The sequence below is a fragment of the Halocella sp. SP3-1 genome (genome assembly GCF_003953885.1).
In the GTDB taxonomy this organism is placed as follows: domain Bacteria; phylum Bacillota; class Halanaerobiia; order Halanaerobiales; family DTU029; genus Iocasia; species Iocasia fonsfrigidae.
Genome location: NZ_CP032760.1, coordinates 3,599,234 through 3,625,648, shown reverse-complemented (window position 1 = coordinate 3,625,648; position 26,415 = coordinate 3,599,234). Strand labels below are relative to the sequence as shown.

General features: G+C 37.7%; 26 protein-coding genes. 19 read left to right on the top strand and 7 right to left on the bottom strand.

The window, feature by feature from the left end; translation table 11 throughout:
• Positions 1-10 precede the first annotated feature (10 nt).
• Positions 11-1,375 carry an MATE family efflux transporter gene (locus tag D7D81_RS17405; RefSeq protein ID WP_125991295.1) on the bottom strand — a complete coding sequence of 455 codons (1,365 nt, stop codon included), beginning with the start codon at positions 1,373-1,375 and terminating at the stop codon, positions 11-13.
• Between the two features lie 89 nt (positions 1,376-1,464).
• Positions 1,465-2,841 carry a [Fe-Fe] hydrogenase large subunit C-terminal domain-containing protein gene (locus D7D81_RS17400; RefSeq protein WP_125991294.1) on the bottom strand — a complete coding sequence of 459 codons (1,377 nt, stop codon included), beginning with the start codon at positions 2,839-2,841 and terminating at the stop codon, positions 1,465-1,467.
• Positions 2,842-2,999: 158 nt separating this feature from the next.
• Here D7D81_RS17400 and D7D81_RS17395 point away from each other — a divergent pair, with 158 nt between their 5' ends.
• Positions 3,000-3,581, top strand: a complete 582-nt coding sequence (locus D7D81_RS17395) for a 2'-5' RNA ligase family protein (protein ID WP_125991293.1) — start codon at positions 3,000-3,002, stop codon at positions 3,579-3,581.
• Positions 3,582-3,591: 10 nt separating this feature from the next.
• On the opposite strand, the gene D7D81_RS17390 is transcribed toward D7D81_RS17395, so the two are convergent.
• Positions 3,592-4,524: an AEC family transporter gene (locus D7D81_RS17390; protein WP_125991292.1), complete on the bottom strand. Its 933-nt coding sequence runs from the start codon at positions 4,522-4,524 to the stop codon at positions 3,592-3,594.
• Between the two features lie 138 nt (positions 4,525-4,662).
• On the opposite strand from D7D81_RS17390, the gene D7D81_RS17385 reads away from it, so the two are divergent.
• From D7D81_RS17385 to D7D81_RS17345, 9 genes are all read left to right on the top strand, one after another.
• A complete protein-coding gene (locus tag D7D81_RS17385; RefSeq protein WP_125991291.1) occupies positions 4,663-7,284 on the top strand; it encodes a sigma 54-interacting transcriptional regulator in 2,622 nt (873 codons plus the stop codon).
• A gap of 430 nt (positions 7,285-7,714) precedes the next feature.
• Positions 7,715-8,293, top strand: coding sequence for an NADH-quinone oxidoreductase subunit NuoE family protein (locus D7D81_RS17380; RefSeq protein ID WP_125991290.1), 579 nt, complete (start codon positions 7,715-7,717; stop codon positions 8,291-8,293).
• Between the two features lie 11 nt (positions 8,294-8,304).
• Positions 8,305-11,400 carry an NADH-quinone oxidoreductase subunit NuoF gene (gene nuoF, locus D7D81_RS17375; protein ID WP_205739268.1) on the top strand — a complete coding sequence of 1,032 codons (3,096 nt, stop codon included), beginning with the start codon at positions 8,305-8,307 and terminating at the stop codon, positions 11,398-11,400.
• An 11-nt stretch (positions 11,401-11,411) separates the two neighbouring features.
• Positions 11,412-13,124 (top strand): NADH-dependent [FeFe] hydrogenase, group A6, encoded by a 1,713-nt coding sequence (locus tag D7D81_RS17370; RefSeq protein ID WP_125991289.1) that lies wholly within the window; start codon positions 11,412-11,414, stop codon positions 13,122-13,124.
• 2 nt (positions 13,125-13,126) lie between these two features.
• Positions 13,127-13,270, top strand: a complete 144-nt coding sequence (locus tag D7D81_RS17365; protein ID WP_164522339.1) for a winged-helix domain-containing protein — start codon at positions 13,127-13,129, stop codon at positions 13,268-13,270.
• Positions 13,271-13,908: 638 nt separating this feature from the next.
• Entirely contained in the window at positions 13,909-14,319 is a 411-nt protein-coding gene (locus tag D7D81_RS17360) for an NADH-quinone oxidoreductase subunit NuoE family protein (protein ID WP_125991287.1), read from the top strand.
• Between the two features lie 12 nt (positions 14,320-14,331).
• A complete protein-coding gene (locus tag D7D81_RS17355) occupies positions 14,332-15,576 on the top strand; it encodes a complex I 51 kDa subunit family protein (RefSeq protein WP_125991286.1) in 1,245 nt (414 codons plus the stop codon).
• Positions 15,557-17,269: an NADH-dependent [FeFe] hydrogenase, group A6 gene (locus D7D81_RS17350; protein WP_125991285.1), complete on the top strand. Its 1,713-nt coding sequence runs from the start codon at positions 15,557-15,559 to the stop codon at positions 17,267-17,269. Before D7D81_RS17355 ends, D7D81_RS17350 begins: the two co-directional genes overlap by 20 nt.
• 3 nt (positions 17,270-17,272) lie before the next feature.
• Entirely contained in the window at positions 17,273-17,917 is a 645-nt protein-coding gene (locus D7D81_RS17345) for a redox-sensing transcriptional repressor Rex (protein WP_125991284.1), read from the top strand.
• Positions 17,918-17,973: 56 nt separating this feature from the next.
• Here D7D81_RS17345 and D7D81_RS20175 read toward each other — a convergent pair whose 3' ends face one another.
• Positions 17,974-18,096 (bottom strand): hypothetical protein, encoded by a 123-nt coding sequence (locus D7D81_RS20175; RefSeq protein WP_286169878.1) that lies wholly within the window; start codon positions 18,094-18,096, stop codon positions 17,974-17,976.
• A gap of 256 nt (positions 18,097-18,352) precedes the next feature.
• Here D7D81_RS20175 and rlmD point away from each other — a divergent pair, with 256 nt between their 5' ends.
• From rlmD to D7D81_RS17300, 9 genes are all read left to right on the top strand, one after another.
• The gene (gene rlmD, locus D7D81_RS17340) at positions 18,353-19,732 is read left to right on the top strand and encodes a 23S rRNA (uracil(1939)-C(5))-methyltransferase RlmD (protein WP_125991283.1); all 1,380 of its coding nucleotides are present in this window, start codon (positions 18,353-18,355) and stop codon (positions 19,730-19,732) included.
• A gap of 47 nt (positions 19,733-19,779) precedes the next feature.
• A complete protein-coding gene (locus D7D81_RS17335) occupies positions 19,780-20,064 on the top strand; it encodes a hypothetical protein (RefSeq protein ID WP_125991282.1) in 285 nt (94 codons plus the stop codon).
• Positions 20,065-20,178: 114 nt separating this feature from the next.
• On the top strand, positions 20,179-20,436 hold the full coding sequence (locus tag D7D81_RS17330; RefSeq protein WP_125991281.1) for an FmdB family zinc ribbon protein: 258 nt from the start codon (positions 20,179-20,181) through the stop codon (positions 20,434-20,436).
• Positions 20,436-20,903 (top strand): 2-thiouracil desulfurase family protein, encoded by a 468-nt coding sequence (locus D7D81_RS17325; protein WP_125991280.1) that lies wholly within the window; start codon positions 20,436-20,438, stop codon positions 20,901-20,903. Before D7D81_RS17330 ends, D7D81_RS17325 begins: the two co-directional genes overlap by 1 nt.
• 170 nt (positions 20,904-21,073) lie before the next feature.
• On the top strand, positions 21,074-21,781 hold the full coding sequence (gene sleB, locus D7D81_RS17320) for a spore cortex-lytic enzyme (RefSeq protein ID WP_125991279.1): 708 nt from the start codon (positions 21,074-21,076) through the stop codon (positions 21,779-21,781).
• Between the two features lie 9 nt (positions 21,782-21,790).
• Positions 21,791-23,173 (top strand): germination protein YpeB, encoded by a 1,383-nt coding sequence (ypeB, locus tag D7D81_RS17315; RefSeq protein ID WP_125991278.1) that lies wholly within the window; start codon positions 21,791-21,793, stop codon positions 23,171-23,173.
• A gap of 76 nt (positions 23,174-23,249) precedes the next feature.
• The gene (locus D7D81_RS17310) at positions 23,250-24,392 is read left to right on the top strand and encodes a DUF362 domain-containing protein (RefSeq protein WP_125991277.1); all 1,143 of its coding nucleotides are present in this window, start codon (positions 23,250-23,252) and stop codon (positions 24,390-24,392) included.
• A gap of 25 nt (positions 24,393-24,417) precedes the next feature.
• On the top strand, positions 24,418-24,897 hold the full coding sequence (locus D7D81_RS17305; RefSeq protein WP_125991276.1) for a metallophosphoesterase family protein: 480 nt from the start codon (positions 24,418-24,420) through the stop codon (positions 24,895-24,897).
• An 11-nt stretch (positions 24,898-24,908) separates the two neighbouring features.
• A complete protein-coding gene (locus tag D7D81_RS17300; protein WP_125991275.1) occupies positions 24,909-25,271 on the top strand; it encodes a YlbF/YmcA family competence regulator in 363 nt (120 codons plus the stop codon).
• A 22-nt stretch (positions 25,272-25,293) separates the two neighbouring features.
• On the opposite strand, the gene D7D81_RS17295 is transcribed toward D7D81_RS17300, so the two are convergent.
• From D7D81_RS17295 to D7D81_RS17285, 3 genes are all read right to left on the bottom strand, one after another.
• Positions 25,294-25,515, bottom strand: a complete 222-nt coding sequence (locus tag D7D81_RS17295) for a NifU family protein (RefSeq protein WP_125991274.1) — start codon at positions 25,513-25,515, stop codon at positions 25,294-25,296.
• Between the two features lie 82 nt (positions 25,516-25,597).
• Positions 25,598-26,086, bottom strand: coding sequence for a sporulation membrane protein YtrI (locus D7D81_RS17290; protein ID WP_125991273.1), 489 nt, complete (start codon positions 26,084-26,086; stop codon positions 25,598-25,600).
• Position 26,087: 1 nt separating this feature from the next.
• Complete coding sequence (locus tag D7D81_RS17285) at positions 26,088-26,399, bottom strand: YtrH family sporulation protein (RefSeq protein ID WP_125991272.1); 312 nt, start codon at positions 26,397-26,399, stop codon at positions 26,088-26,090.
• Positions 26,400-26,415 lie beyond the last annotated feature (16 nt).

Genomic DNA, 26,415 nt, shown 5'->3' with positions numbered 1-26,415 from the left:
CGTCCCCCTGTCACTCTCTAAGGTAGGAGAAAACTTTTTTTAATCTAAAATATAGCCAACCTGCTCCCAGAATTAAACTAATGAATTCTGATAGGGGAAAGGCATACCAGATCTTGTTAAAGCCAAACCATTGACCTAAGTAGTACATGACAGGTAGTAGGATTATTATTTGCCTTATAATCGACAATAGAAGGCTGGGAAGACCACTACCAAGTGACTGAAAGGTAGTAGAGATAATAATTGAAATGCCAATTATGGGAAAAGCCAGGCTAATTTTTTTTAAGGCTGTTGTACCCATGGTTATCAAATCAGTATCTTCACTAAAAGCCATTATCAGTTGTTCGGGGAAGAGTTGAAAAATTAAAAAACCCAGCAAGGTAAAAGCAGTAGCAATCAAAAAGGCTGCTTTCATGGTTTTTTTCATGCGTTCAGGGTTTTTGTGACCAAAATTATAGCCCATGATAGGCATATACCCCTGATTTAAACCAAAGACTGGCATAAATACAAAGGATTGTAACCTGATATAGATTCCCCCCACTGCAATAGCAACATCAGAATGAGGGGCTAAGATGAATTTGTTGATAGCAATCAGCATAGCACTTGCTAATAGTTGCATAACCATAGCTGGTAGGCCAACAATATATATGGATTTAATAATAGATAAGTTGAAATCCATTTTTCTTAGATTTATCTTTAATTCATTTTTATTGCTGAAGAGAATAAATAATAAAAAAGAACCACTAATAACCCTGGAAAAAACTGTTGCCAGGGCAGCCCCGCTAACACCCATTCTGGGGAAAAAGCCAATTCCAAAGATTAAAAAAGGGTCAAGTACAATATTTATAACAGAACCGATCAGCATAGTGATCATTGGTAGGAAGGTATTTCCTTCGCCACGCAAAATATTATTACCAATCATAGGGATAAAGAGTGCTATCGCACCGATTAATATAATTCTAATATATTCAGTCCCCATAGTGATAAGTTGTTGATCATCTGTAAACCAGGCCATTAATATGTCAGAGAAAAAATACCCAAATAAAGCAACAATAATACCGTAGACTGCTGTTATGTGTAGAATGTGTTCAGCAGCATTTTCAGCGTTATCTTTATTACCTTGACCTAACTGACGTGATATATATGTACTGGTACCAACACCTGTTCCTACAGCAATAGCTATTAGGATAAGCTGAACAGGGTAGGCCAGTGAGAGTGCTGCTAGGGCTTCTTTACTGTAACGCCCTACATAAATACTGTCTACTACATTATACATTGATTGAATAAACATAGCAATAATTGATGGTATAGCTAATCTAAAGAGTAAGGGTATAATTGCTTCCTGGCCCAGACGGTCCGACTTTTTAGCTGATTGCAAAATACTCACCTCATATTTTCACAACTTTTATGTAAGACAACATAATATACATGATATATTAGATTATCAGTTGTGTCAACACGTAAAAGTCAATCTTTTTCATATTCACGGAGGAGTAAATTGTCATATGATAATTGATCGATTATTTTCTCTTCTTTTTTACTTACTCCACTGATGTATTTTAAGATATGGACGATATTCATATTGTCAATAGGATTTTTGATTTTTGCCTGTTCTCCATAGTTATTTACATGGTTCTTTCCTTTATCAATATTGATATTTCGTTTTGGTCCACCTACACATCCCCCCTTACAACCCATACCTTCTATAAAGTTTGCCTCAATATTACCATTTATAATGTCATCCAGGAGTTTTTTACAGTCTTTAACCCCATCTGCCTGTCGTGCTTTGAATTTTAATCTTCGATCTGGGTTAATACGCTCAACTGTTATTTTTACTGCCTCACTTACACCACCTGTCCTGGCATATACCCTTCCACCATAAGAAGACTGTTCTTTATTATCTTCTTCTAAAGTAGTTAAATCAATTGTCAAAGCCTGAAATATTTCTTTAAGCTCATCAAAAGTAAGCACATAATCGATGGCACCTTTTAACTCTGGAACCTTTGCTTCGGCTTTTTTGGCTACACAGGGGCCGATGAAGACGGTGACAGCATCAGGAAAGATAGTTTTGATAAATCTCCCTGAAGCAATCATTGGTGAAACGGTTTTAGTTAATCTATCATTTAGTTCTGAGTAGCTTTTTGTTAGGAGATTAATCCATACTGGGCAACAGCAGGAGGTTATTAAAAAGTCATCCTGATGATTAACCAGTTTATTGTATTCATCAGCCTCTCTTAGACTTAATATATCGGCAAAAAGAGCCACTTCAACCATGTCTGTAAAACCAATATTTTTAAGGGCAGTACGTAGCATACCCATTGTTACATGATCACCGAATTGGCCGGCAATGGCTGGGGCGACATTTGCGTAAACAGGGATCCCTTCTTCAAAGTATTTTACTATGGGAATAAATTCAATCTTGTCAGCAATAGCTCTGGAAGGGCAGTGGGTAATGCATTTACCACAGGAGATACACCTTCCACTATCAATTAAAAGCCCTTCTTCTGGGTTGTTAACACAGATATCTGTACAGGAATTATCATGGCATTCTTCACAGATGTTTTTGTTAACTGTTACAATAGGTTCTTTAATACTTTCCAGTTTAAAAGCAGTCTCAAGGCTATCAGCCATTTCAGTATCATACTTAGCAGTAGGGTTCAGCCCCATACCGACTAAGATATTATTTTTCAGGGAAGCTATTTCATTTTGATCAGTTTTATTTTCAGAGAAACGGTAGGGGATTTTATTGATTTCTTCTTTAAGTCTTTTATCATAGGCAAGTCTAACTAATTCTCTGAAGATAGCCTTTCTTTTATCTTCAGAATTATTATATTTTTTTGGCATGATATTACCCTTTCTATATAAAGTGTACTGTTAATTTAGTTTTTTCACTCTCATGAAATTTATCCATTTTGATATTTAAATTCATAAAAAAGGGTTGATTGATGATTTGAGTGAATTTGTGATATAATTAATTAAAATTCTAATAAGGGGTTTCAAATATGATAGAAAGTGCGGTGCTGGCGGAAGAATTATTTGTTGTTTTACTGCCAGCTGGCGGTGTTTTAGAAAGGACAGCTTATTTACAAAAACAAATAGCTGATACTTTTCAGGTGTATAAAGAGGGGTATTATCCACAACTTCATATTACTATTGATAGGATTAAAAAAGACCACTTAGCTGAGGCTAAAAAGGTTATTGATAATTTTGTCAAAAAAAGTAAAGTAGTAGAGCTTGGTCTGGACAGTTTTTCCTGTTTTAATAAATCAGAGAATAATTTTCTGGTTTTGAAGTTGAAAGAGACAAAATCCTTACGGGGATTTGCGGTGGACTTACATGAAGGGCTAGCGAAAAGGGGTATTTCCTCTCTGAAGAACTACCGGGAATGGGAGTTTCATATTACCATAATCAGTAATCTCTTTGCTCGCAGACCTATTCCAGAGCTGGACTTTAACGAACTTTGTTATTACCTTGAGGGTCAAGGGGATCAAACCTATACTGGCTGGGCCGATACCCTTGAGGTGTGGAGTCCGGTTCCAGATTCTGAAGAAAAATGTCTGCTCAGTTATAAACTTGATGATTAGTTGGTTTTGGTTATAGAATATCTATTAATACAATTATTAAGGGGATAGTGACTATAGAGCAGAGTGTGGTGATAAAGACCCCTTCTGAAGCAAATTTATAGTCACCATTATATTGTTCGGCAAGGATTACACCAATAGCACCTGATGGCATAGCAAGTAGTATAACACTAATATTCCTTAAAATATCAGGAATATTAAATTGATTTAAGATGAAAAGACCAATAATTGGAATGATAATAAGTTTTAAAAGTGACAGGTAATAAATGTGTTTATCTTTGATAATGGTGCTTAATTTGACATTAGTCAGAGAGCTGCCGATAATGAGCATAGATAGTGGAAAGGTCATTCCTCCCAGACTGTTAAGGGCGTCTTTAATAGGGCCTAATTTGATATTTAGTCCTAACAAAATAAAACCAATGATTACAGCCAGAAGACCATTACTAAGTATCTTATTAAGTTTAATCCCCTTGGAAGAAGGGTTATCTTGTTGGATAAAGATATAGACACCATATGTCCAGAGAATAATATTGAAGATAATATTATTAATAATGCCGTACAATATGCCCCTATCAGGATAGATAGCATTAAGGACTGGTAGACCCATATAACCTACATTAGCAAAAATAAGCAGGGTTTTAAAGACAGTCTTTCTATGTGGATCCTTTGTTATCTTATTTGATATTATACTGGATAATACTAAAACAAAGAGGTAACTAATAAATGTAATAACTGTTAGTAAAATTAGATTGTTCAGCAATTCAGTGCTTAACTCTACACTTATTATATTATATATAATCAAGGCAGGTAGGGTTATATCCATCATTATGCGGGAAAGACCTTTATTTATCTCCTCACTAATTAAATCTTTTTTTCTGGCTGCATAGCCGATCAGGATAATAAAAAATAAAACCAGTATCTGATTAATTACTATTTCTAAACTCAAGAGGAATCGTTCCTTTCCTATAGCAGCTTATACCTATTTATGCTAGATTCATATTCTTTTAGTTATTTTAACATGTCTTAGCTTGTGTGTCAAAGGGAAGAAGTAAGACTGTTTACAAGACAAGAAGGGGTGAAATATATGGCAGATCCAGTCAATTTAATTCGGACTATTGAAGATAGATGTCATGAGTGCTATGCCTGTGTCAGGAATTGCCCTGCCAAGGCAGTTAGGGTTAAAGATGGTCAAGCTGAGGTTTTAGGAGATAGATGTATTCACTGTGGAAATTGTGTTCGGGTTTGTTCACAGGGGGCCAAAAAAGTCCGTGATGAAACAGCAGAGGTAAGGAAACTGCTGGCAGCTGGGGAGAGGGTAATTGCGGGAATTGCCCCCAGTTTTCCATCTTACGAAGTGGAAGATGATTTCACTGCAGATGACTGGATAGCTATGCTTTATTCTATTGGTTTTGCTGAGGTATATGAAGTGGCCTGGGGGGCTCAGTTAATAATTGGGGAATATAGTAAATTATTAAAGACTAAAGCTGATAAACCTCTGATTAGTTCTGCCTGCCCTGTGATAGTAAATCTTATACAAAAACATTACCCTCAACTGGTAGAAAATCTGGTGCCTATTGTTTCACCGATGATGGCTCTTTATCGTTATATTAAACTAATAGAGGGCCCTGATTCTAAGGTAGTAATGATCGGTCCATGTCTGGCAAAAAAAGGTGAGTTTAATGATCTCAAAGATTGTTTTGTCTTAACCTTTAGTGAGATTAACAGTTTAAAAGGGATTAAAGTCCCTGAATCTAAAGAGAAAGATTTGGATTCTGCTGTTTCCAGGGTGATTCAGCCTACAGATGAGGCCAGGGCTTTGCCTCTGGCAGGTGGTTTATTAACAGCTGTCAGTAGTAATTATGATCGTAGTATAAATTCTTTCCTGAAGGTTGAAGGCAGTCAAAAGGTTTTTGAATTATTTAATAGCCTGCTGGATAAAGAGATATCTCCGGAATTTGTTGATATATTATTTTGTGATGGTTGTATAAATGGTGTTGACCTTGCCCAGGGGAATTATTTTAAAAAAGAGAGGGCAGTTGATGATTATATTAATAATCAGGCCTTGGACAGGACAGGGGTCTATTCATGGGATAAGATAGGATTACTTGACCTGTCAACCTCATTTCAGATTGACTATAAAGAACTTGACCAGCCTCTTGAGAAGGAAATATGGCATATTTTAGCTCAGACTGGCAAATATGATGAGAGTGATTTACTTGATTGTGGGGCCTGTGGATATTCATCATGTAGAGAAAAGGCAGTAGCTGTTTATCAGGGATTAGCAGAGGTAGAAATGTGCCTGCCTTACCTCTTAAGTGAAAAAAGAACAGAGATAAAAAGGGTTCAGGAGCTAAACAGGGAGCTGGATACCCTTATTAATACATCATATGATGGTATGATTATGGTAAATAAGAAGGGGGAGATTGAGAGGGTAAATGAGGCCTATTTATCTTTACTTGGTCTTTCAAAAGAAGAGATACTCCATAAGAATGTCCTTCAATTGGAGGAAGAGAGATATATTTACCCTTCGGTTTCCAGGCTGTGTCTTCGGGAAAAACGGGAAATTACCTTGATACAAAATACTAAAAATGGGCAGCGATTGCTGACAACAGGCAGCCCACTGCTGGATAATGCTGGTGATGTATTACATGTTGTAGCTAATACCAGAAACCTCTCTGAATTAAATAAACTTAATGAGAGTAGTAATGAGAAAGAGAAATTAAGGGAATACCTGCAGGGAGATATAAATCATGATAATGATGATAATCCAGGTCATATAATAGCTAATTCGGTTATTATGGAGAATATTTTGAACCTGTCTAGAAAGATAAGCAATACAGATTCAAGTGTCTTACTAATGGGTGAGTCAGGGGTAGGTAAAGAGGTTATTGCCCGATATATTCATGAACAGAGTCAGGCCAGGGATGTGCTGGTGAAAATAAATTGTGCTGCTATCCCGGAAAGCCTTCTGGAATCAGAGCTTTTTGGATATGAAACAGGGGCCTTTAGTGGTGCCAAAAGAGAAGGCAAACAGGGTTTGATAGAAAAAGCCGATGGAGGGACATTATTTCTTGATGAAATTGGAGAAATGCCTTTAAATATGCAGGCTAAGTTACTTCAGGTTTTGCAGGAACACAGCTTGACCAGGATTGGTGGGATAGAGGCTATTAAAGTAGATTTTCGTTTAATAACCGCTACTAATAAAAATCTAAAGGAAATGGTGGAGAAAAATTGTTTTCGTGAGGATTTATATTACCGTTTAAATGTTGTTCCCATAACTATTCCCCCTTTACGGAAAAGGCCTGAGGATATTCTGGCACTGGTGAGATATTTTTTGAATCTATTTAATAATAAATACGGTAAAGATATAAAACTGAATGATGACCTAAGTGAGCTCTTGTTGGATTATGATTGGCCTGGTAATGTAAGGGAAGTAGCCAATTTACTGGAAAGGGTTGTTGTTACAGCTGATGGTGGTTTGATAGATAAGGATTTTTTAGAGAGGTTTATTGAGTTTGAAAGGATTAACAGTGATACTGAAGTAGAGATTAAAGGAATTATACCTCTACAGGATGCTGTTAGCCAGCTGGAAAAGAAATTATTAATACTGGCCAGAGAAAAGGGGAAGACCACCTATGATATGGCTGAAATGCTGGGGGTAAATCAGTCTACTATTGTTCGAAAACTAAAGAAATATTTTTCTTAATGCAGTAGAGCATTATTTAATGCGCTACTGCATGTAAATGTATGATATTACACTTGCCGATATATCAGTTATTAAAATAAGGCAAAAAGATTTAAACATAAGTACTCAATGCATATGTGCATTATTTTTAAAAAGCTCCTTTTGGTGGGGCTTTTTTTTATACGTAAAATAAAATAATTAATATAAATTTACTGTTAAACTACCTTGTATAATGGTCATCTTAGCGTTTGTTAAATAATAAGTTTTATTAATAAATCTCTTGATACTATTTCTGGTATACCTTCTGCATATAAATAATAATGTCAGGTATTTGTGAAATATTTTTCATTAGATTTAAATAGTATCTAGAGTAAGGTGGTGGTTTTTTTAGTAAGGGATTGAGAAAAATATCACGTTCACAAACCAAATTTAACTATTAAGGGGGCATATTATGTCAGCACTACTTGAAAAAGAACTCCAGGAACTAAAGGAAGTGGATTGGAGTCGGGTGAGTACTAAATTAGCAGAGATAGTAAAAGAACGGGAAGAGGAATCAGTAATTGATATTGTACATCAGGAACTGGAGGGGATTATAGAAAAAAACAGGGGACAGGAAGATGCCTTGCTGGAAGTCCTTCACCAGGCACAGGAATTAATAGGTTTTGTTCCTAAGGCTGTTCAGAAAAAGATTGCCAGGGGATTAAAGATAACCCCAGGTGAGGTAGCCAGTGTTATGTCTTTTTATGCACATTTTTCGGAAAGGCCCAAGGGTAAGTATCAGATTGCACTTTGTAAAGGAACTGCCTGTTATGTTAAGGGCTCAGCGGAAATTATAGAAAAAATAAAGTCAAAATATAATCTTGAGGCTGGTGAAACAACAGATGATGGTTTGTTATCACTTGAAGTAGTCAGGTGTCTTGGTGCCTGTGGATTAGGACCGGTTATGACAGTAAATGGTAAGGCGCACGGTTTATTGAATCCAGAAAAAGCCGTCAATATTGTTGAAAAATACAAAAAGGGAGAGATCTAAGGAGGGTTATCATGGCAGTTAAGGATTTGAAAATAAACAGGGTAAATTCATTAAGTAATCTTGGTGATATTAAACAAAAATTCATTAAAGAAAAAAACACTGATCATAGTATGAAAATAATTATAGGCATGGGGACCTGTGGAATTGCTGCTGGGGCTCAGGATGTCTGGGATATAGTCCTTGAGGAGCTTGATAAGCAGAATATAAAGAATGTGTCTGTAAAACAGACTGGTTGTCTTGGTTTGTGTGCTAGGGAGCCGTTACTGGAGATAAGGCAGGGTAATACCAGGGTTATTTATGGAAATGTAAATAGGGAGAAGGCTAAGGAAATTGTAAATGAAAATGTAATTGAAGGCAGGATTATAGAGAGATGGACAATTGATGAGGATGACCCCTTTTTTGAACCACAGTATAGAATTGTTTTGAAAAATTGCGGCCTCATTAATCCAGAAGATATTGAAGAGGCCATTGCCAGTGATGCCTATATGGGCCTTGCTAAGGCCCTAACAGAGATGAGTCCCGAGGAAGTCATTCAGGAAATAAGTGATGCCAGGCTCAGGGGGCGGGGTGGTGCAGGCTTTCCTACAGGTGTTAAATGGAGATTTGCTTATAATAATGAAAGTGCTCAAAAGTATATTATCTGTAATGCTGATGAGGGAGACCCTGGTGCTTTTATGGATAGGAGTGTTCTGGAAGGTGACCCACACCGTTTAATAGAAGGAATGGCTATTGCTGCTTATGCTATTGGGGCCAGTCAGGGGTATATATACTGTCGGGCAGAGTATCCACTGGCCATTAAACGCCTCAAAAAAGCAATTGCTGAGGCAGAGATTTTAGGTTTGTTAGGAAAGAATATCTTTAACAGTGGTTTTAATTTTCATCTTGATATTAGACTAGGGGCAGGGGCTTTTGTCTGTGGTGAAGAGACAGCCTTGATGGCTTCAATTGAAGGAAAGAGGGGGGAGCCAAAACCTAAACCACCCTTTCCAGCTGAAGCTGGTCTCTGGGGTAAACCCACTATTATAAATAATGTTGAGACCCTGGCCAATGTCCCAGATATTATTTACAGGGGTAAAGAGTGGTTTAAATCGATTGGGACTGAAGATAGCCCTGGTACAAAGGTATTTGCCCTGGCAGGGAAGGTGAAAAACAATGGTCTGGTTGAAATACCGATGGGTACAAAACTGGGAGAAATTATCTTTGATATTGGTGGTGGTCTTGAAAACAATGGTAGGTTCAAGGCGGCCCAGACAGGTGGTCCTTCTGGCGGGTGTATACCTGTACAGTATTTGAATGTGCCTATTGATTACGATTCCCTCCAAGAACTGGGGACGATTATGGGTTCAGGGGGTCTGATTGTGATGGATGAACAGACCTGTATGGTTGACCTGGCCAAATATTTTGTTGATTTTTGTAAAGACGAATCATGTGGTAAATGTACTCCCTGCCGTATAGGGACAACCAGAATGCTGGAGATCTTACAGAAAATATCTAATGGAGAGGGAAGTAGAGATGACCTGGATTTATTAATTGAAATGGGTGAACAGATAAAGGATTCTGCTTTCTGTGGTCTCGGACAGACAGCCCCAAATCCAGTTTTGAGTACAATCAGGTATTTTAGAGATGAGTATCTTGACCATATTGAGAATAATTATTGTGAGGCCTCCAGGTGTGCACCATTATTTAATTCACCATGTCAGAATTCATGTCCGGCAAATGTGGATATACCTGTTTATATTGATTTAATAAGACAGGGCAAGTATAAGGAGGCCTATAAGATTGTCCAGGAAGAAAATCCTCTGGTTCTTATTTGTGGTCGGGTTTGTTATAATCTCTGTGAACAGGCCTGTAATAGAAATTCCCTTGATGAATCACTGGCCATACGTGAACTAAAAAGATTTGCCAGTGATTATGTCCTGAAAAATGAGGGGGGGTTCCCTGTACCGTCAATTAAAGAGGAGAAGAGGGAAAAAATTGCTATTGTAGGTTCTGGTCCTGCTGGACTAAGTGCTGCCTTTTATTTGCGTAAAAAGGGTTATCAGGTAACAATTTTTGAAGCCCTACCAGTAGTTGGGGGTATGCTGGCAGTAGGAATACCAGAGTATCGTTTGCCGAAAGAGCTTCTCAATGAAGAAATAACAGTACTTACCACTATGGGAGTAGAAATAGTGGTTGATACCAAAATAGGTAGAGATATAACTTTAACTGAACTCAAAGAAAGTGGTTATCAAGCGGTTTTCCTGGCTGTTGGGGCCCATCAGGACCGTAAACTGGGTATTGATGGAGAGGATTTAACTGGTGTATATTCAGGTATTGAGGTACTCAGGGATATTAATCTGGGTAAAAGGCTTGATATTGAGAAAAAAAAGGTAGCTATTGTTGGTGGTGGCAATGCGGCGATCGATGTTGCCAGAAATGTAGTAAGGTTAGGGGCAGAAGAAGTTAATGTTGTTTATAGAAGGACCAGAGAGGATATGCCTGCCCACCGAGAAGAAATTGAAGAAGCAGAATATGAGGAAGTAAAACTACACTGTCTGGTTAACCCGGTGAAAGTGATTGGTGAAGATGGTCGGGTTACTGGCCTGGAATGTGTCAGGATAAAGGGCGGTGAATTTGATAATAGCGGCCGCAGAAAACCATTAACAGTTAAGGATTCTAATTATATCCTGGAGGCTGACCTGGTTATCTCTGCTGTCGGGCAGAATGTGGAAGAAGATTTTAATGAGGGAGAATTAAGTATTGGTCTGACTGATAGGGCTCTAATTGAAATAGACAGGCAGTATACTACCAGTATACCCTGGGTTTTTGCAGGTGGGGACTGTGTTAGTGGTCCAGCAACTGTTGTAGAGGCGATCCAGAGTGGTAAAGAGGCTGCTCGATCAATTGATAAATACTTAGGTGGTGATGGAAAGGTAGTTGTCTGTCAGAGGATTGACCGCAAAGTATCTGGCTCTATTCTTGAAGATGAAAGACCAAGAGTGAAGATGCCTACTATATTGTTGTCAGAACGGAAGAGGGGTTTTAAAGAGGTTGAAAAGGGTTATTCAGAAGACCAGGCAGTTGAAGAGGCCAGACGTTGTCTGCGCTGTGATGTAAAAAATAAGTGAGGGGGATCGCAATGACTGATAATAAAATAAAACTATGGATAGATGAAGAAGAGCTTGAAGTTGATCAGGGTACTACACTCCTGGAAGCAGCCAAGATGGCCGGTAGGGATATACCGACATTATGTTATTTAAAGGAATTAAATGAGGTTGGAGCCTGTCGTTTATGTCTGGTTGAATTAGAGGACTCAGGTAAATTAGTAGCTTCCTGTATAACACCGGCAGTTGATGGCATGAGAGTCAAGACAAATACTGCCCGGGTAAGAAAGACAAGAAGACTGAATTTAGAATTCCTTTTATCAAACCATAAAGTAGACTGTCCTACCTGTCTTAAGAGTGATGATTGTGAACTAAGAGAACTGGCGGAACAGATGGGGATCCGTGATATTCGTTTTATAGGTGAAAAAAGTACTTTTACTAAGGATGTCTCAACACCATCTCTATATAGAGACCCTGAAAAGTGTATTCTCTGTAGGCGCTGTGTCAGTGTCTGTCATGAAGTTCAGTCAGTAAAGGCTATTGTACCAGAGGGAAGAGGGTTTAAGACAGTTGTTGAACCTGCTTTTTATAACAGCCTTTCAGAAAGTCCCTGTGTTTTATGTGGTCAGTGTTCAGTGGTATGTCCAACAGGGGCGATCACAGAGAGAGAATATATTGATGATGTCTGGGAAGCTATTTATGACCCTTCTAAGCATGTGATTGTTCAGACTGCCCCAGCTGTTCGGGTCGCCCTGTCGGAGGCCTTTGGGAAAGAACCAGGTACGATTGTAACAGGTCAGATGGTTTCAGCTTTGAGAGAACTCGGTTTTGATAAGGTTTTTGATACTAATTTTACTGCAGATTTAACAATTATGGAAGAAGGAACAGAATTAATTGACAGGATAAAAAACAATGAAACACTACCACTTTTTACTTCATGTAGCCCAGGTTGGATAAAGTTTTTGGAGCATTATTATCCAGAATTTATTTATAATCTCTCTACCTGTAAGTCACCTCAGCAGATGTTTGGTTCGGTTGCTAAAACATATTATGCGGAAAAAAATGATATTTCAGTGGATGACCTGGTAGTAGTCTCGATTATGCCCTGTACAGCGAAGAAATTTGAGGCAAGTAGGTCTGAAATGAATGGTGATGTAGATTATGCATTGACTACCCGTGAATTAGGGCGGATGATCAAACAGGCTGGAATAGATATTTTAAATCTACCTGAAGGTGATTATGATAAGTTACTTGGTGTGTCTTCAGGAGCGGCTGATATATTCGGGACTACTGGTGGTGTAATGGAAGCTGCTCTGAGAACAGCTTATGAAATTTTGACTGGTGAAGAACTTAGGGAATTAGATTTTACTCAGGTCAGGGGTGCTGATGGTATCAAAGAGGCTGAAGTAGCAATTGCTGATCTGACTTTAAAGGTTGCAGTTGCTCATGGTTTAGGTAATGCCAGGGAACTGCTGGAAAGAATAAAAGATGGAGCAGAATACCACTTTGTTGAGTTTATGGCCTGTCCAGGGGGTTGTATTGGTGGGGGTGGTCAGCCCTTACCTGCTACTGAAGATAATATTGCCAAACGCAGGGCAGGTCTCTATGAGATTGACCAGAACAAAGAAATACGTAAGTCTCATGAAAACCCCTATATTAAAAAGATATATGATGAATATCTGGAAAAACCAGGCAGCCATAAATCCCATGAATTACTCCATACCCATTATGTGGTTAGAGGGGTTTGAAAGTGAAAGTGGTACCTGACCCGACTGTTAAGAGACTTATTCAATATTACCGTTACCTGAATGAACTGGAGAGCAAGGATGAAGAACAGGTTATTTCTTCAGTTATGTTTGGTAAAGGGATAGGGGGGGTTCGCAAGTCAAATTAGAAAAGATTTATCTTCCGATATTGGCAGTTTATTTTTTAGACTAAACAAGGAAGATAATTCATTATGTCAGAACTGAAACAATGATCAGAGGATTGTGTATTAAAAAATTTAAAAGATTAATTTTTTTTTTAAAAGACTGGATGTAATTCCAGTCTTTTTGTTTAGAGAGGAGAGTAGTCAATCAGTTCATACTCATTACTGCATTTGCAACCGGCGTGCTAAACTCGTTACTCGTTATTTACCACTGATTCACAGAACTAAGTGATTGAAAGTAATATTACTTTCATGAAAAGGGTTATTTTTAAAAGAATAATGCAAAACTGCATTATTGTAATGACATACAACATTAATTTTTTCACAAATAATAATGGCAAATAAAGGTAAAAAGCAATTAAAGATAATGTCAGCAAGCATTATTAACTACCTGGTCTATTTAATTATATATTTGATGTTAATAGATATAAGTAACGTTATAACAGGTGTTATAGCTTTTTTATTAATAACTGGCACAGCTGATGCACTTATAAGTATTACAAAAAAATAGGTGAAAATATTTTCAAGTATTAAAAAAAGGAGGGGAAATGTTATTTTTTTATCGCTAAAAAAGGGAATGTTTTCACAAAAGGAGGTATAAAAAAATGAATTATGGCTGTTTCTTGGAGAGAATGCATAATGTCCAGGACACCTATGGATATATTCCCGAAACAGAGATTGATAAGATTGCCAGGGATTTTAATATCCCCCGGGCAAAGGTTTATGGTACCATCAAATTCTATTCTATGTTCCATACAGAACCAACGGGAAAGTATATAATTAGAATTTGTGATAGTTTATCCTGTCATATCAATAGTTCACACCAATTACTGGAGACAATTAAAACATACCTGGGACTGGAAGATGGGCAAACAACTAAAGATAAATTATTTACTCTGGAAGTAGTAGAATGTCTGGGTTATTGTGGTGAAGGACCGGTAATGATGGTTAATGAGCACGTCTATATACATGTAAATGAAAGCATGGCTCTTGAAATATTGAAAAAATGTGTTTAGGGGGGGATTGCTATGGAAGAGACTTTATTTCTGAAAAAAGATATGAAAAAAGAGGTTAGTAATTATGAATTCTCCAACTTGAAAAAGGCTTTGAAATTAGGTCGGGAAAAGGTTATAGATATCATTAAACAATCTGGATTGAAGGGTAGAGGAGGAGCAGGATTTCCGACAGGCTTAAAATGGGAACTTGCCTATCAAGAGGAAGCTGACAAAAAATATATTATCTGTAATGGTGATGAAGGAGAACCGGGTACCTTTAAAGACCGTTATTTACTGGAAAACAATCCGGTTAAAGTCCTGGAGGGTATTTTAATTGTTGCTTATGCCATTGGCGCTGACGAAGGGTATTGTTATATCAGGGGAGAGTATCTTGGCCCCATCAACATTTTTGAAAAGGTTATTAATGAAGCAGAGGCTACTGGGATACTGGGAGAGAATATTCTGGATAGTGGTTTTAATTTTAATCTTTATCTGGTGAAAGGTGCTGGGGCATATGTATGTGGTGATGAAACATCATTAATAAATTCTATTGAAGGTAAGAGGGGTCGTTCCAGAATAAAGCCACCATATCCCATAGCAAAAGGACTTTTTGATAAACCTACAGTGGTTAATAATGTAGAAACATTGGTTTCTGCAGTTGAGATAATTAATCAAGGTCTTGATAAGTATCTAGAATTAGGTACAGAAAATAGTAGAGGTACCAAATTGGTCTGTTTAAGTGGGGACGTTAATCAACCGGGAGTCTATGAAGTTGAATTTGGGCAGGTAACACTTGGAGAGATTATTGAACAATTTGGTAAAGGTATCAGGAATTATGTTCCCCTTAAATTTCTTGTTCCTGGAGGTATTTCAACACAGGTTTTAACCCCAGCAGAACTTAATGTTCCCTATACCTATGAGGGAATAGCCAGTGCTGGGAGTGCTCTGGGTTCAGGTGCAGTGATTGTGGTTGATGAGGGACATGACTTAGTTGATCTAATGCTAAATGTATCCAGATTTTTTATGGATGAAACCTGTGGAACCTGTTTCCCCTGCCGTGAAGGGAACAGACAGGTCTACCACATGCTTAAAGAAGGAAAAGAAGGGTTTACAGAAAAAGATGTAGAGCTTATCAAAAATGTTGGGACTACAATTCATCTAGCTGCCCGCTGTGGTTTGGGTCAGACCTCACTTAATTTTATCGGCTCAGTATTTGATAAATTTGGGGATGAATTGAAGTTAAAGGGTGGTGAGCATTATGTTACAAGTAAATATTGACGGTAAGACCTATAACGTCAATGAGGGAAGTTCCATCCTGGAAGCAGCCGGTAAAGCCCATATTAAAATACCTACCCTTTGCTATGAAGAGGGATTATCAATTTATGGTGGATGTAGATTGTGTGTTGTGGAAATTGAGGGTGAAAGACTTCTTCAGCCTGCCTGTGCTACGGAAATAAAGGAGGGAATGGTTATAAAAACCCATTCTCCTAAAGTTCAGAAGGTTAGAAGAAACCTTTTTGAATTAATTATTGCTTCACATGATATTAGCTGCGAGTTAAATTGTTTGACCTGTAGTAAAAATGGTAATTGTGAGTTACGGCAGGCAGCGGATATCATTGGAATAAATCAGGTCAGGCTAAAATCCCGGGATAAGGGTTATTCAGAGGATAGATCAAGCTATTCAATTATCAGGGAACCGAATAAATGTATAACCTGTGGTCGTTGTATTAGAAAATGTGAAGAAGTGCAGGGCATTGGCATATTTACTATGGCCAATAGGGGTCCTGCTACTATAGTTACTACTTTTGAGGATAAGGGTATGGGTAATGTAGAGTGTACTAATTGCGGACAGTGTATCCATTCCTGTCCTACAGGGGCTTTACATGAAGTCTACCATTATGAAAATGTCTGGGATGTTCTTAACGACCCGTCAAAACATGTTGTAGTTCAGACTGCACCTGCTGTCAGGGTAGCTATTTCCGAGCCATTTGGAGCAGAACCAGGTGCTGTTGCAACTGGGCAGATGGTTGCTGCTTTGAGGAGATTAGGTTTTGACCGTGTTTTTGATACTAACTTTACTGCTGATTTAACGATCATGGAAGAAGGAACAGAATTAATTGAAAGAATTAATAATGGTGGTGTCCTACCTTTATTAACTTCCTGCAGCCCTGGCTGGATAAAATTTATAGAGCATTTTTATCCTGACTTGTTACCGAATATATCCAGCTGTAAATCCCCACAGCAGATGTTTGGAGCAGTAGCTAAAACATATTATGCAGAAAAAAATAATATACCTCTTGAAGATGTAGTCGTAGTATCTGTTATGCCCTGTACTGCCAAGAAGTTTGAAGCCCGCCGGCCAGAGATGGAAGGTGATGTAGACTTTGTTTTAACAACCAGAGAACTGGCCAGAATGATTAAAACAGCTGGAATAGATATGTTAGCATTAGAGGAAGAGGAATATGATAACTTAATGGGTGTTTCCAGTGGAGCAGCAGATATTTTTGGTGCTACTGGTGGAGTTATGGAAGCAGCACTGAGAACGGCTTATGAATTAATCACTGGTGAAGAATTAGAAAAACTGGATTTTGAAATGGTTAGAGGATTAGAAGGTATTAAAGTTGCAGAAATAGATATAAATGGTTTGAAAGTCAAAGGAGGTGTAGCACACGGATTAGGAAATGTTAGAAAACTGATGGATAGGATAAAATCCGGGGAAGAATTCCACTTTATTGAATTAATGGCCTGCCCTGGTGGTTGTCTGGGTGGTGGCGGCCAGCCAATACCTACAAATGAAGAAACCCGGACCAGAAGAATGAAAGCCATCTATGAGATTGATAAAGGGAAAAAAATGAGGAAATCACATGAGAATTCTTATGTCCAGAAACTATATGATGATTATCTTGGAAAACCAGGAAGTCACAGGGCCCATGAACTACTCCATACCAGTTATACAGCCAGGGGTGTATAAGATATGAAAGGCATACCACAGCCAACTATTCATCGGTTAGTTGCTTATTACCGTCATTTAAAAAGATTGGCAGGCAATAATGATCAAACAGTAATCTGTTCAAAAAAGCTTGGCCATGATGTAGGCACATCCTCAGCCCAGGTACGAAAAGACCTTTCATATTTCGGAGAATTTGGTTGTAAAGGTGTTGGTTATGATATACATGGTCTAAAGAAATCTCTGGAGGTGATTCTAGGCTTAAACCGAAGCTGGCCAGTTGTCCTGATTGGGGCAGGCAACCTTGGTAGGGCTTTGATTAACTATCAAGAGTTTAAGAAGATGAGGCTGGAAATAGTTGAGGTGTTTGATTATGACTTGGATAAAATCGGTAACAATGTAGGGAATTTAGTTGTGAAAAATGTTAAGAATCTGGATAGTATTATTAGTCGAGGAATACAAATTGGGATTCTGGCTGTTCCTGTTGAAGAGGCACAGGGGGTAGCTGAAAGGCTTGTGAAAGTGGGAATAAAGGCAATCTGGAATTTTGCACCCACACCATTAAATCTACCCCCTGATGTTATTATATACCATGAAGATCTGTCGTCAAGTTTGGTTGGTTTAGTATTCTATATCAACCAGTTGGAAACAAAGGTAATAAAAAATCTTTAGATAGAAGAAAAAACCGGAGGCTAAAATAACCTCCGGTTTCTCAGGTTTTCAGAATATTAATACCCGCCAAACAAATAATAATTCACTATTGCTTGTTCTTTAGTTTCGATATAGTATTTTTCTGTTTTTCTACTATCAACTGGAGTTTTAAGACTCTTTAAAGTAGTGCGTAAAAACATAAAATGCCCCCCTTTAAGTTAATATATAAACCAAGGGAATATTTCTCGATACGTAACTACTTTGTTCCAGATTATATAGTAAAACCGGCTTCCTTTATTTATTAAATTATACAATAGTGAATAAAATATTTTTAGGTTTTTTTACTCACACCTACACTCATACTAGATTGGCCATTAGATCAATTGTTCTATAAAAACTTGACATTACGATAATATAAAGATATATTTTCAACAGAGGGTATAATGAGGTGATAAGATGACTACTGAATTAAAAAAAGGTGATATTGTTGAAATAGAGCTTGACAATCTTGCTCATGGTGGTGAGTGTGTCGGGCATTTTGCTGATGGATTAGCTGTTTTTGTTCCTGGCGGGATTCCTGGAGAGCGGGTTAAAATAAGAATTACTGTTAAAAAGAAAAACTATGCCAGGGGTGAGTTATTGAAAGTTTTACAACCTGCTGAGGCCAGGACTGAACCAGTATGCTCTGTGGCTGATGGCTGTGGAGGATGTCAGCTGCAGCATGTAGATTATCAAGAACAATTATTACATAAAAAACAAATGGTTATTGATTTATTAAAAAGAATCGGTGGCTTTGAAAATATAAAAGTCAATGATCCTATTGGAGCAGACTATCCTTTTAATTATCGCAATAAAGCCCAATTTCCACTGACTAAAACTGAAGACAAAAAAATTGCAACAGGTTTTTATAAAAAGGGCAGCCATAATGTGGTTGTAAATGAAAGTTGTATAATTCAGCATCCCCTGATAAACAGGATTGTTGCCAGAACACTTGCTGTGTTAAATGATTATGAAATGAGTGTCTACAATGAAAAGACCCACCGTGGTTTATTAAGGCATTTGGTGATTAGAACAGGAGTCTGTACCAACCAGGCACTTTTAACAATTGTAACCAGTAGGAAGACGTTTAAGGATGGCAAGGAGATTGCCAGCAAGCTATTACAGCAGGTTCCGGAACTGGTGGGAGTAATCCAGAATATTAACCGGGAAAAAACCAATGTAATTATGGGCGGTAAAAATATTATACTGGCAGGTCAGGATTATTATCTAGACTATATTGGGAATATACTATTTAAAATCTCACCATTTTCTTTTTTTCAGGTGAATACACTGCAAACCAGGAAGTTATATGACATTGTTAAAAAATACGCTAATTTGGCCAGTAAGGAAACAGTCCTTGATGCTTACTGTGGTATTGGGAGTATCGCATTATACCTGGCTGACGGTGCCAAAAAAGTAATTGGAATTGAAGAGGTAGTAATGGCCATTGAAGATGCCAGAGAAAATGCCCGCTTAAATAATATTGATAACTGTCAATTCATAACCGGCAGGGTAGAAGAAATACTCCCCAGACTGGTCAAGGATGGCTTAAAGCCTGATCTGGTGGTTTTTGACCCTCCCAGAAAAGGCCTTGATGAAAGAGTGATTAAGGTTATCAATAAAATACAACCTGCCAGGATTATTTATGTTTCCTGTAATCCTGCAACCCTGAGTAGAGATCTGGCCAGGATGAAGGAAAATTATGAGATAAAAGCTATCCAGCCGGTAGACATGTTTCCTCAGACCTATCATGTGGAAACAGTGGTATCTTTGCAGCTAAAAGAAGGTATTTTATGAGATAAACAGAAGTTATAGCATAGAAAGTTTTTTGTGGAGGGGATACTATGAGTTTTTTTCTATCTATTTTTTTTGTTTTTATCGGTATAGCAGGGTTAATCTATAAGGTGGAGACTGGTGTTTTTGTGGGGTTTGGCCTCCTGCCCTGGCAGATTATTAGGTTAAAGAAAGGCAGTAATTATAATATATTTGCTATAGTATTGAGTACTGTTATTGGTAGTGGTTTTTTTATTGTAGTTAGGGAGTGGGTTTTATTGTTTTTATTTTTATTTATACAGGGATATAACTACTGGGGTCATTTACAGACTGAAAAGGGGGAAGACAATGAGTGATAAGTACTTGACAGTCTTTTAAAAATTGATATAAAATATAGAGTAGGGTAAAATATCAATTAAATATCTAGGTATATGTTAATAAAATATTTTCTAAAGAAAGGATGATTTACTATGCCAACTTATCTCTATGAGTGTGAAAATTGCGGACGGTTTGAAGAATTTCAAAAAATTACAGAGGAACCACTGGAGACCTGTCCTAAGTGTGATGGTACTGTAAAAAGGATTATTGGTTCACCAGGTATTATCTTTAAGGGTTCTGGTTTTTATGTGACAGATAATAAAAGTAGTGATAATAGTACTACTAAAACTGAAAATAATAAGGAAGAAAAGACAGAGAACAGTGGTGCTAAACAAGAAAAGGTATCTTAATGATACTGGTCAGTGCTTGTTTAATGGGTAAGAACTGCCGCTATGATGGTGGTAATCAAAAGGATTTGAAATTAATTAAATTACTGAAAGATAAGGATATTTCTTTGCTATGTCCTGAGGTAGAGGCTGGATTAAATACACCACGTCCCCCAGCAGAGATTATTAATGGTGATGGCTGTGATGTTTTGCAGAAAAAGGCGCAGGTCCTTAATAAAAAGGGGGAGGATGTAACTGATAGTTTTATCAGGGGCTGCCAGAAGGCTTTGACCGGGATTGATTTTACTGAGGTAGAATTTGCTGTTTTAAAATCCAGAAGCCCTTCATGTGGGGTCAATAAGATTTATTCCGGGAAATTTGATGGAAAATTGAAAAAGGGCTCTGGTGTTACGGCAGCTTTTTTAAAGGGTAAAGGTATAGCAGTTTATACAGAGGAAGAAATTGATAAAATTATAGATTTAATGAAATAGAAATGCCGGCTGAGATTATAAGCCTGGCATTTTATAATTTAAAGTACTATTAAACCGGGGTTTCCCCGGTTTTTGGTTTATTTAACCAGAGTATATTTTAAAATTTTAGAATAAAATATAGCCTGCTTGAGGTAAGCTATTAAAAACAGATAAAGGGGGTTATAAGATATATGTCAAAACGGCTATCCACAATATGTGTTGTTATTTCTGTGGGTTTAATCGTTATATTTCTTGCAGTATTTTATATCCCTAAGAGCCAGGCTGCTCAACCGACAGTTAGCTGGGGGAGTAGAGGCTCAGGGGTGATTGTATTACAGAGGAAACTGCGGAACTGGGGTTATTATTCAGGTAGTATTGATGGTACCTTTGGTAGTGAAACATACCGTGCAGTAGTTAATTTTCAGCGTAAAAATAGGTTAAGGGTTGATGGAGTAGTTGGGGCAGAAACCTGGGCAGCACTTGGTTATGAGGGCAGTGGTGGTAGTTCTCAGACTAGCAGGGTATCAGGAAGTGCTGGAGTGAGTAGGAGTAATAATGTTGAGATGATTGCCAGGTTAGTTCACGCTGAGGCCAGGGGTGAACCATATGAGGGACAGGTGGCAGTAGCTGCTATTTTACTAAATAGGGTTGATAGTCCTTCATTCCCTAATACCATAAGTGGAGTTATTTACCAACCACTGGCTTTTGAATCAGTAGCCAATGGTCAATTTAATTTAGCACCAAATAATGATAATATCAGGGCGGCCAGGTCAGCAATTAATGGATGGGACCCAACACACGGTTCACTCTTTTTCTGGAATCCTTCTAAACCTGTTAATCAATGGATATGGTCACGACAGATTGTAAGGAGGATAGGCAGTCATGTCTTTGCCCGTTAGTATTAAAAAATAGTAAATAAGGGGGTTTTAAAAATTAAAAGATCCTGGGTTATACCTTTACTGGTTGGTCTTCTGGTTGTTGGTGTAACAGGTTACTGGGGCTATAACCAGTATCGTGAAAAGGAACAACTTGAGGTATATATGGGGAATAAATACCAGCAGGCTTTTTATGAGCTGGTTGAGCATGTAGAACAATTACAGGTATTACTGGGTAAGAGCCTGGTATCCACCTCTGAACGACAAAACATTATGCTTTTAACAGATGTCTGGAGTCATGCTAATACAGCACAAGCAGAACTAAACAAACTGCCTCTGGCTGCCCAAACGGTGTATCAAACTGCTAAATTTTTGAGTCAGACAGGTGATTATTGTCATGCTGCAGCTCGTCAGAATGCTGAGGGTAAAGCATTGACAGATGGAAATCGCAAACAACTAGAACAACTCCGTCAGCAGGCTATTAAGGTGGCAGATAATCTACATAATGTTGAAAACCAGGTTTTTGCAGGAAATGTTAACTGGGTGGAATTAGTAAAGAGTGCCAAAAATAGTCTCGATAATGGAGATAATAACCTGCCAGATAATGTCAATGATAGTTTGGATAGTATTACAGATGAGATGGACAATATGCCTGTACTAATCTATGACGGACCTTTTTCTGACCATATTGTAAATAGAAAACCGCAGGATTTGAAAGGTGAAGAGATAAGCAGGGATGATGCCCGGCAAAGGGCTGCTAAAGTAGTTAATATTTCTAATGAGGAGAGTATCTCACAGGGTACAACTATAAATAGTAAAATACCTTCATATAATTTCCAGATTGATGCTGGAGATGAGGGCACATATTCAATAGATATATCCAAAAAAGGTGGCCACCTGGTTACAATGTTAAATAATCGGGAGGTTGATAAATCCAGTATTTCACAGAGTGAAGCAGTTGATAAGGCAGGTGATTTTCTTGCTATAAACAATTACCCCAATATGGAATCAACTTATTCAGAGATAAAGGATAATATTGCCTATATTTCTTTTGCCTATAAAGAAAAAGGTATTATAATCTATCCAGATATTATTAATGTACAGGTAGCACTGGATAACGGACAAATACTGGCAGTTGAAGCGTTAAGTTATTTGATGTCACATCATTCCCGTGACCTTGAGGAAGCCGAGATAGGTGAAAATGATGCCAGGGAAAGGACCAGTAAAACCCTGGAGCAAATTGAGAATATTAGATTAGCGCTTATTCCACAGGCGAGTTTAAAGGAAACCTTAACTTATGAGGTTAGAGGAACTATTGGAGGGGAGACATATCTAATATATGTAAATGCCCAAACAGGTGAAGAAGAACAGATATTAAAAGTGATTATGGGTGAAAAAGGAACCTTTGCACTTTAGTTTTTAGTACTGATAACCCTTTTTTATAGCACTTTAATGTGATATAATTATCTTAAAAAGTTGCTGTGGGGGAATTATGGAAACGGTAAGTATTAGTCAATGTAAGGATTATAATTTTGAAGCAATAATAAAACAGCTCAGGGCAATCTTTGCTAAATATAAGGTGGCAGATTATATTAAACCTGGTAAGTCTGTCTTGCTCAAGGTAAACCTTCTGACAGATAAACCTCCTGAGGCTGCTGTTACTACCAATCCTATATTTGTTAAAGCGCTGGCGCGGCTTGTACGCGAACTGGGGGCAGAGGTAATAATTGGGGACAGTCCTGGCGGGCCCTTCACTGCTGGTTTATTAAAAAAAATCTATCAGCAAACAGGTCTCTATGAGTTGGCTGGTGAAGAGGGGATCAAGTTAAATTATGATTTAGCCCAGGAAAATATAGCCTTTACAGGAGGCAAATATAAAAGGTCATTTATTATTGCTAAATATTATACAAAGGCTGATTTTGTAATTAACCTCCCCAAATTAAAGACACATGGTATGGCTATGATGACTGGAGCAGTTAAAAACCTTTTTGGGGCTATACCAGGTTTATTAAAGGCAGAATATCATTTAAAAATGCCGCGGATTGACCTTTTTGCGGGTATGTTAATTGATCTTGCTCTCTGTCTTAAACCTGATTTGACGATTATGGATGCGATTATAGGTATGGAAGGTGAGGGACCTTCAGCTGGTGATCCACGAAAATTTGGGTATATAATAGCTGGTTTATCCCCATTTGCAGTAGATACTGCTGCTGCATATTTACTGGGGATAGACCCTTTAACAGATCTGCCGACTATTCAGGCTGCACAGGAAAGAGGACTGCCCTCTTCGATTGCTGATATAGAGCTTGCTGGTGATGAACTCGGGGTATTAAGGGATGTAAAAATACCTGCTATCGAAAAAAGTTCTAATTTGATTGATAGGAAATTACCTAAGAATATCAGCAACTGGCTTTCTCCTCTTTTAAGGCCGCGGCTAGTTTTTCATCATGAGAAATGTACTAACTGTGCTGATTGTTGTCGAAACTGTCCAGCGGATGTAATTACTATGAAAGAAAAAGGACCCGAGGTTGATCTTGAAAATTGTATTAGGTGTTTTTGCTGTCAGGAGTTATGTAAGTACCAGGCAGTAGAGATAAAACGCCCGTTATTGGGCAACTTATTATTTAGACTATAGTAGAAACTGGTCATGGGGTGAAAAAATGAAAATTGGGGTAATTTCAGATACTCATATCCCGTCTAAAGCAAAAAAGATACCGGATATAGTATTTGATAAGTTTAAAGATATTGATTTAATTATACATGCTGGGGATATTACATCACAGGAAGTGTTGGATGATTTAGCAGTATTAGCCCCTGTTAAGGCAGTTTATGGTAATGTTGACCCACCTGAATTATGCCGTGGACTGCCAGAGAGATTAAGGATTGAACTTAATGGTTATCAGATTGGTGTTACCCACGGGCATAACCTTAAGGGACATATTATGGAACGGATAGCTTATGTTTTTCCTAAGGCCGATATAATAATCTTTGGTCATACACATCGACCCTGTAATGAAGTAATAAATGGACAGCTTTATTTTAATCCAGGGTCAGCAACTGACCGGAGACTTCAGGCGAAACATTCTATCGGGATTATTACTTTGCACGACAGGATTGAAAGAGAGATTATTTATTATTAGGAGGGATAATAATGGCTGTATATGACCTCAGCCACCGTCTGGCTAAAATGTTGAAGAAATCTGATGAGTATAAGGCTTATCTAGAGGCAAGAAAACAGGTGATGACAGATGAGAAGACTAAAGAGATGTTACTTGATTTTAAAAAAGAGCAATATAAACTACAGGCCAAGCAATTTTCTGGTCAGGAGATCGATGAGGATGATAAAAAAAGACTGACTAATCTCCAGGAGATAGTTAATCTTAATAATGTCATCAAGAAATATATGGAGGCTGAATACAGGGTAACAATCTTACTTAATGATGTACAGGAAATATTGTTTGGGGACCTGGAGATAGGATTGCCTCAGGATGAAGAAAAGCACCCTACTGATTGATGGGGTGCTTTTTATTTATTCCTTATACCTGTTGAACTTCTTTTACCCCTGGTATGTGTTCTTTGAGGGTACGTTCAATCCCATTTTTAACAGTCAGGGTAGACATGGGACATCCCTGGCAGGCACCAAGTAGTTTGACTTTAACAACACCATCTTCAGTAACTTCAACTAGCTCTACATCACCACCATCAGCCTGAAGACCTGGTTTTATTTTATCAAGAATTTTTACTACTTCTTCTTGCATATTTTACACCCCCTATTGAACTTTTCTTTAACTTATTATAACATTATTATTAGTAAAAATAAAGCAATCTATAAGCTGGAATTTATTCTTTTTCTTCTACCTTTGGTGGACCGACCTTTATATAAAAGCTTAGCTGGTCACTTATAACCATATAGAGTAGTTCTAACTGATAGGTTTTATCTTCAATAATTATGAAACGCTGGTGGATTACATCTTTAAGTAGCAGGGGATCTATTTCTTCGATTTCTTTCCCCATTAAACCAGCCAGCAGATCACTTATCTTTGTTTTGATGGCCTGCTGGGTATGTTTATTGACATCAGTATCCAGTTCGATATTAATCTTATTGATAAATGTTTTTCTAAACCTGTTGAATTTTTCTTCTAATTGTTTGATTTGTTCTGACTGTTCTCTGTTTTTAACTGTTAATTCGTTTCTTTCCAGGATGAGCTGGTCGATTATCCGGCCGGAATATAGGTTTAAAAAGGTTGCTCCTGTAATAATACCCAGCAAGAAGATAACGATTATATAGATAAATTCTTTTTTTGTAAAGACTAGAAAAGAGTTAAGCAAATTACTTGCCCCCACAGAAGACTATTATTATCCAGTAACCCAGCTGTCCCCCCAAAAAGGCGCTTAAGAGTATAAAGAATTGTTCAACAATAATGCTTAACTGCCCTTGAAAGATGACTCCTTCCAATAAACGGAGATTGGCAAATGTACCACCGATAGCACTTATGATGGCGTATAGTTTAAGGTCATCGGCTATATCGACCATTATCTTGAGGGGGGATTGATTGATAATTAACCCACCAATACTGCCGATAAAAGACCCCCCTAAGACTACTCCGAGGGCAATAAAAAAAACAGGTATGACACGGTTCATTTACTTCACCTCATTA

What these genes read in the sequence shown, in the direction of transcription:
- D7D81_RS17370 (WP_125991289.1), top strand. Translation starts at nt 11,412, where the DNA reads ATGACTGATAATAAAATAAAACTATGGATAGATGAAGAAGAGCTTGAA.
- D7D81_RS17385 (WP_125991291.1), top strand. Translation starts at nt 4,663, where the DNA reads ATGGCAGATCCAGTCAATTTAATTCGGACTATTGAAGATAGATGTCAT.
- D7D81_RS17335 (WP_125991282.1), top strand. Translation starts at nt 19,780, where the DNA reads ATGAGTTTTTTTCTATCTATTTTTTTTGTTTTTATCGGTATAGCAGGG.
- D7D81_RS17325 (WP_125991280.1), top strand. Translation starts at nt 20,436, where the DNA reads ATGATACTGGTCAGTGCTTGTTTAATGGGTAAGAACTGCCGCTATGAT.
- D7D81_RS17310 (WP_125991277.1), top strand. Translation starts at nt 23,250, where the DNA reads ATGGAAACGGTAAGTATTAGTCAATGTAAGGATTATAATTTTGAAGCA.
- D7D81_RS17295 (WP_125991274.1), bottom strand. Translation starts at nt 25,515, where the DNA reads ATGCAAGAAGAAGTAGTAAAAATTCTTGATAAAATAAAACCAGGTCTT.
- D7D81_RS17380 (WP_125991290.1), top strand. Translation starts at nt 7,715, where the DNA reads ATGTCAGCACTACTTGAAAAAGAACTCCAGGAACTAAAGGAAGTGGAT.
- D7D81_RS17355 (WP_125991286.1), top strand. Translation starts at nt 14,332, where the DNA reads ATGGAAGAGACTTTATTTCTGAAAAAAGATATGAAAAAAGAGGTTAGT.
- D7D81_RS17305 (WP_125991276.1), top strand. Translation starts at nt 24,418, where the DNA reads ATGAAAATTGGGGTAATTTCAGATACTCATATCCCGTCTAAAGCAAAA.
- D7D81_RS17350 (WP_125991285.1), top strand. Translation starts at nt 15,557, where the DNA reads ATGTTACAAGTAAATATTGACGGTAAGACCTATAACGTCAATGAGGGA.
- D7D81_RS17360 (WP_125991287.1), top strand. Translation starts at nt 13,909, where the DNA reads ATGAATTATGGCTGTTTCTTGGAGAGAATGCATAATGTCCAGGACACC.
- D7D81_RS17345 (WP_125991284.1), top strand. Translation starts at nt 17,273, where the DNA reads ATGAAAGGCATACCACAGCCAACTATTCATCGGTTAGTTGCTTATTAC.
- D7D81_RS17400 (WP_125991294.1), bottom strand. Translation starts at nt 2,841, where the DNA reads ATGCCAAAAAAATATAATAATTCTGAAGATAAAAGAAAGGCTATCTTC.
- nuoF (WP_205739268.1), top strand. Translation starts at nt 8,305, where the DNA reads ATGGCAGTTAAGGATTTGAAAATAAACAGGGTAAATTCATTAAGTAAT.
- D7D81_RS20175 (WP_286169878.1), bottom strand. Translation starts at nt 18,096, where the DNA reads ATGTTTTTACGCACTACTTTAAAGAGTCTTAAAACTCCAGTTGATAGT.
- D7D81_RS17330 (WP_125991281.1), top strand. Translation starts at nt 20,179, where the DNA reads ATGCCAACTTATCTCTATGAGTGTGAAAATTGCGGACGGTTTGAAGAA.
- D7D81_RS17285 (WP_125991272.1), bottom strand. Translation starts at nt 26,399, where the DNA reads ATGAACCGTGTCATACCTGTTTTTTTTATTGCCCTCGGAGTAGTCTTA.
- sleB (WP_125991279.1), top strand. Translation starts at nt 21,074, where the DNA reads ATGTCAAAACGGCTATCCACAATATGTGTTGTTATTTCTGTGGGTTTA.
- D7D81_RS17300 (WP_125991275.1), top strand. Translation starts at nt 24,909, where the DNA reads ATGGCTGTATATGACCTCAGCCACCGTCTGGCTAAAATGTTGAAGAAA.
- rlmD (WP_125991283.1), top strand. Translation starts at nt 18,353, where the DNA reads ATGACTACTGAATTAAAAAAAGGTGATATTGTTGAAATAGAGCTTGAC.
- D7D81_RS17395 (WP_125991293.1), top strand. Translation starts at nt 3,000, where the DNA reads ATGATAGAAAGTGCGGTGCTGGCGGAAGAATTATTTGTTGTTTTACTG.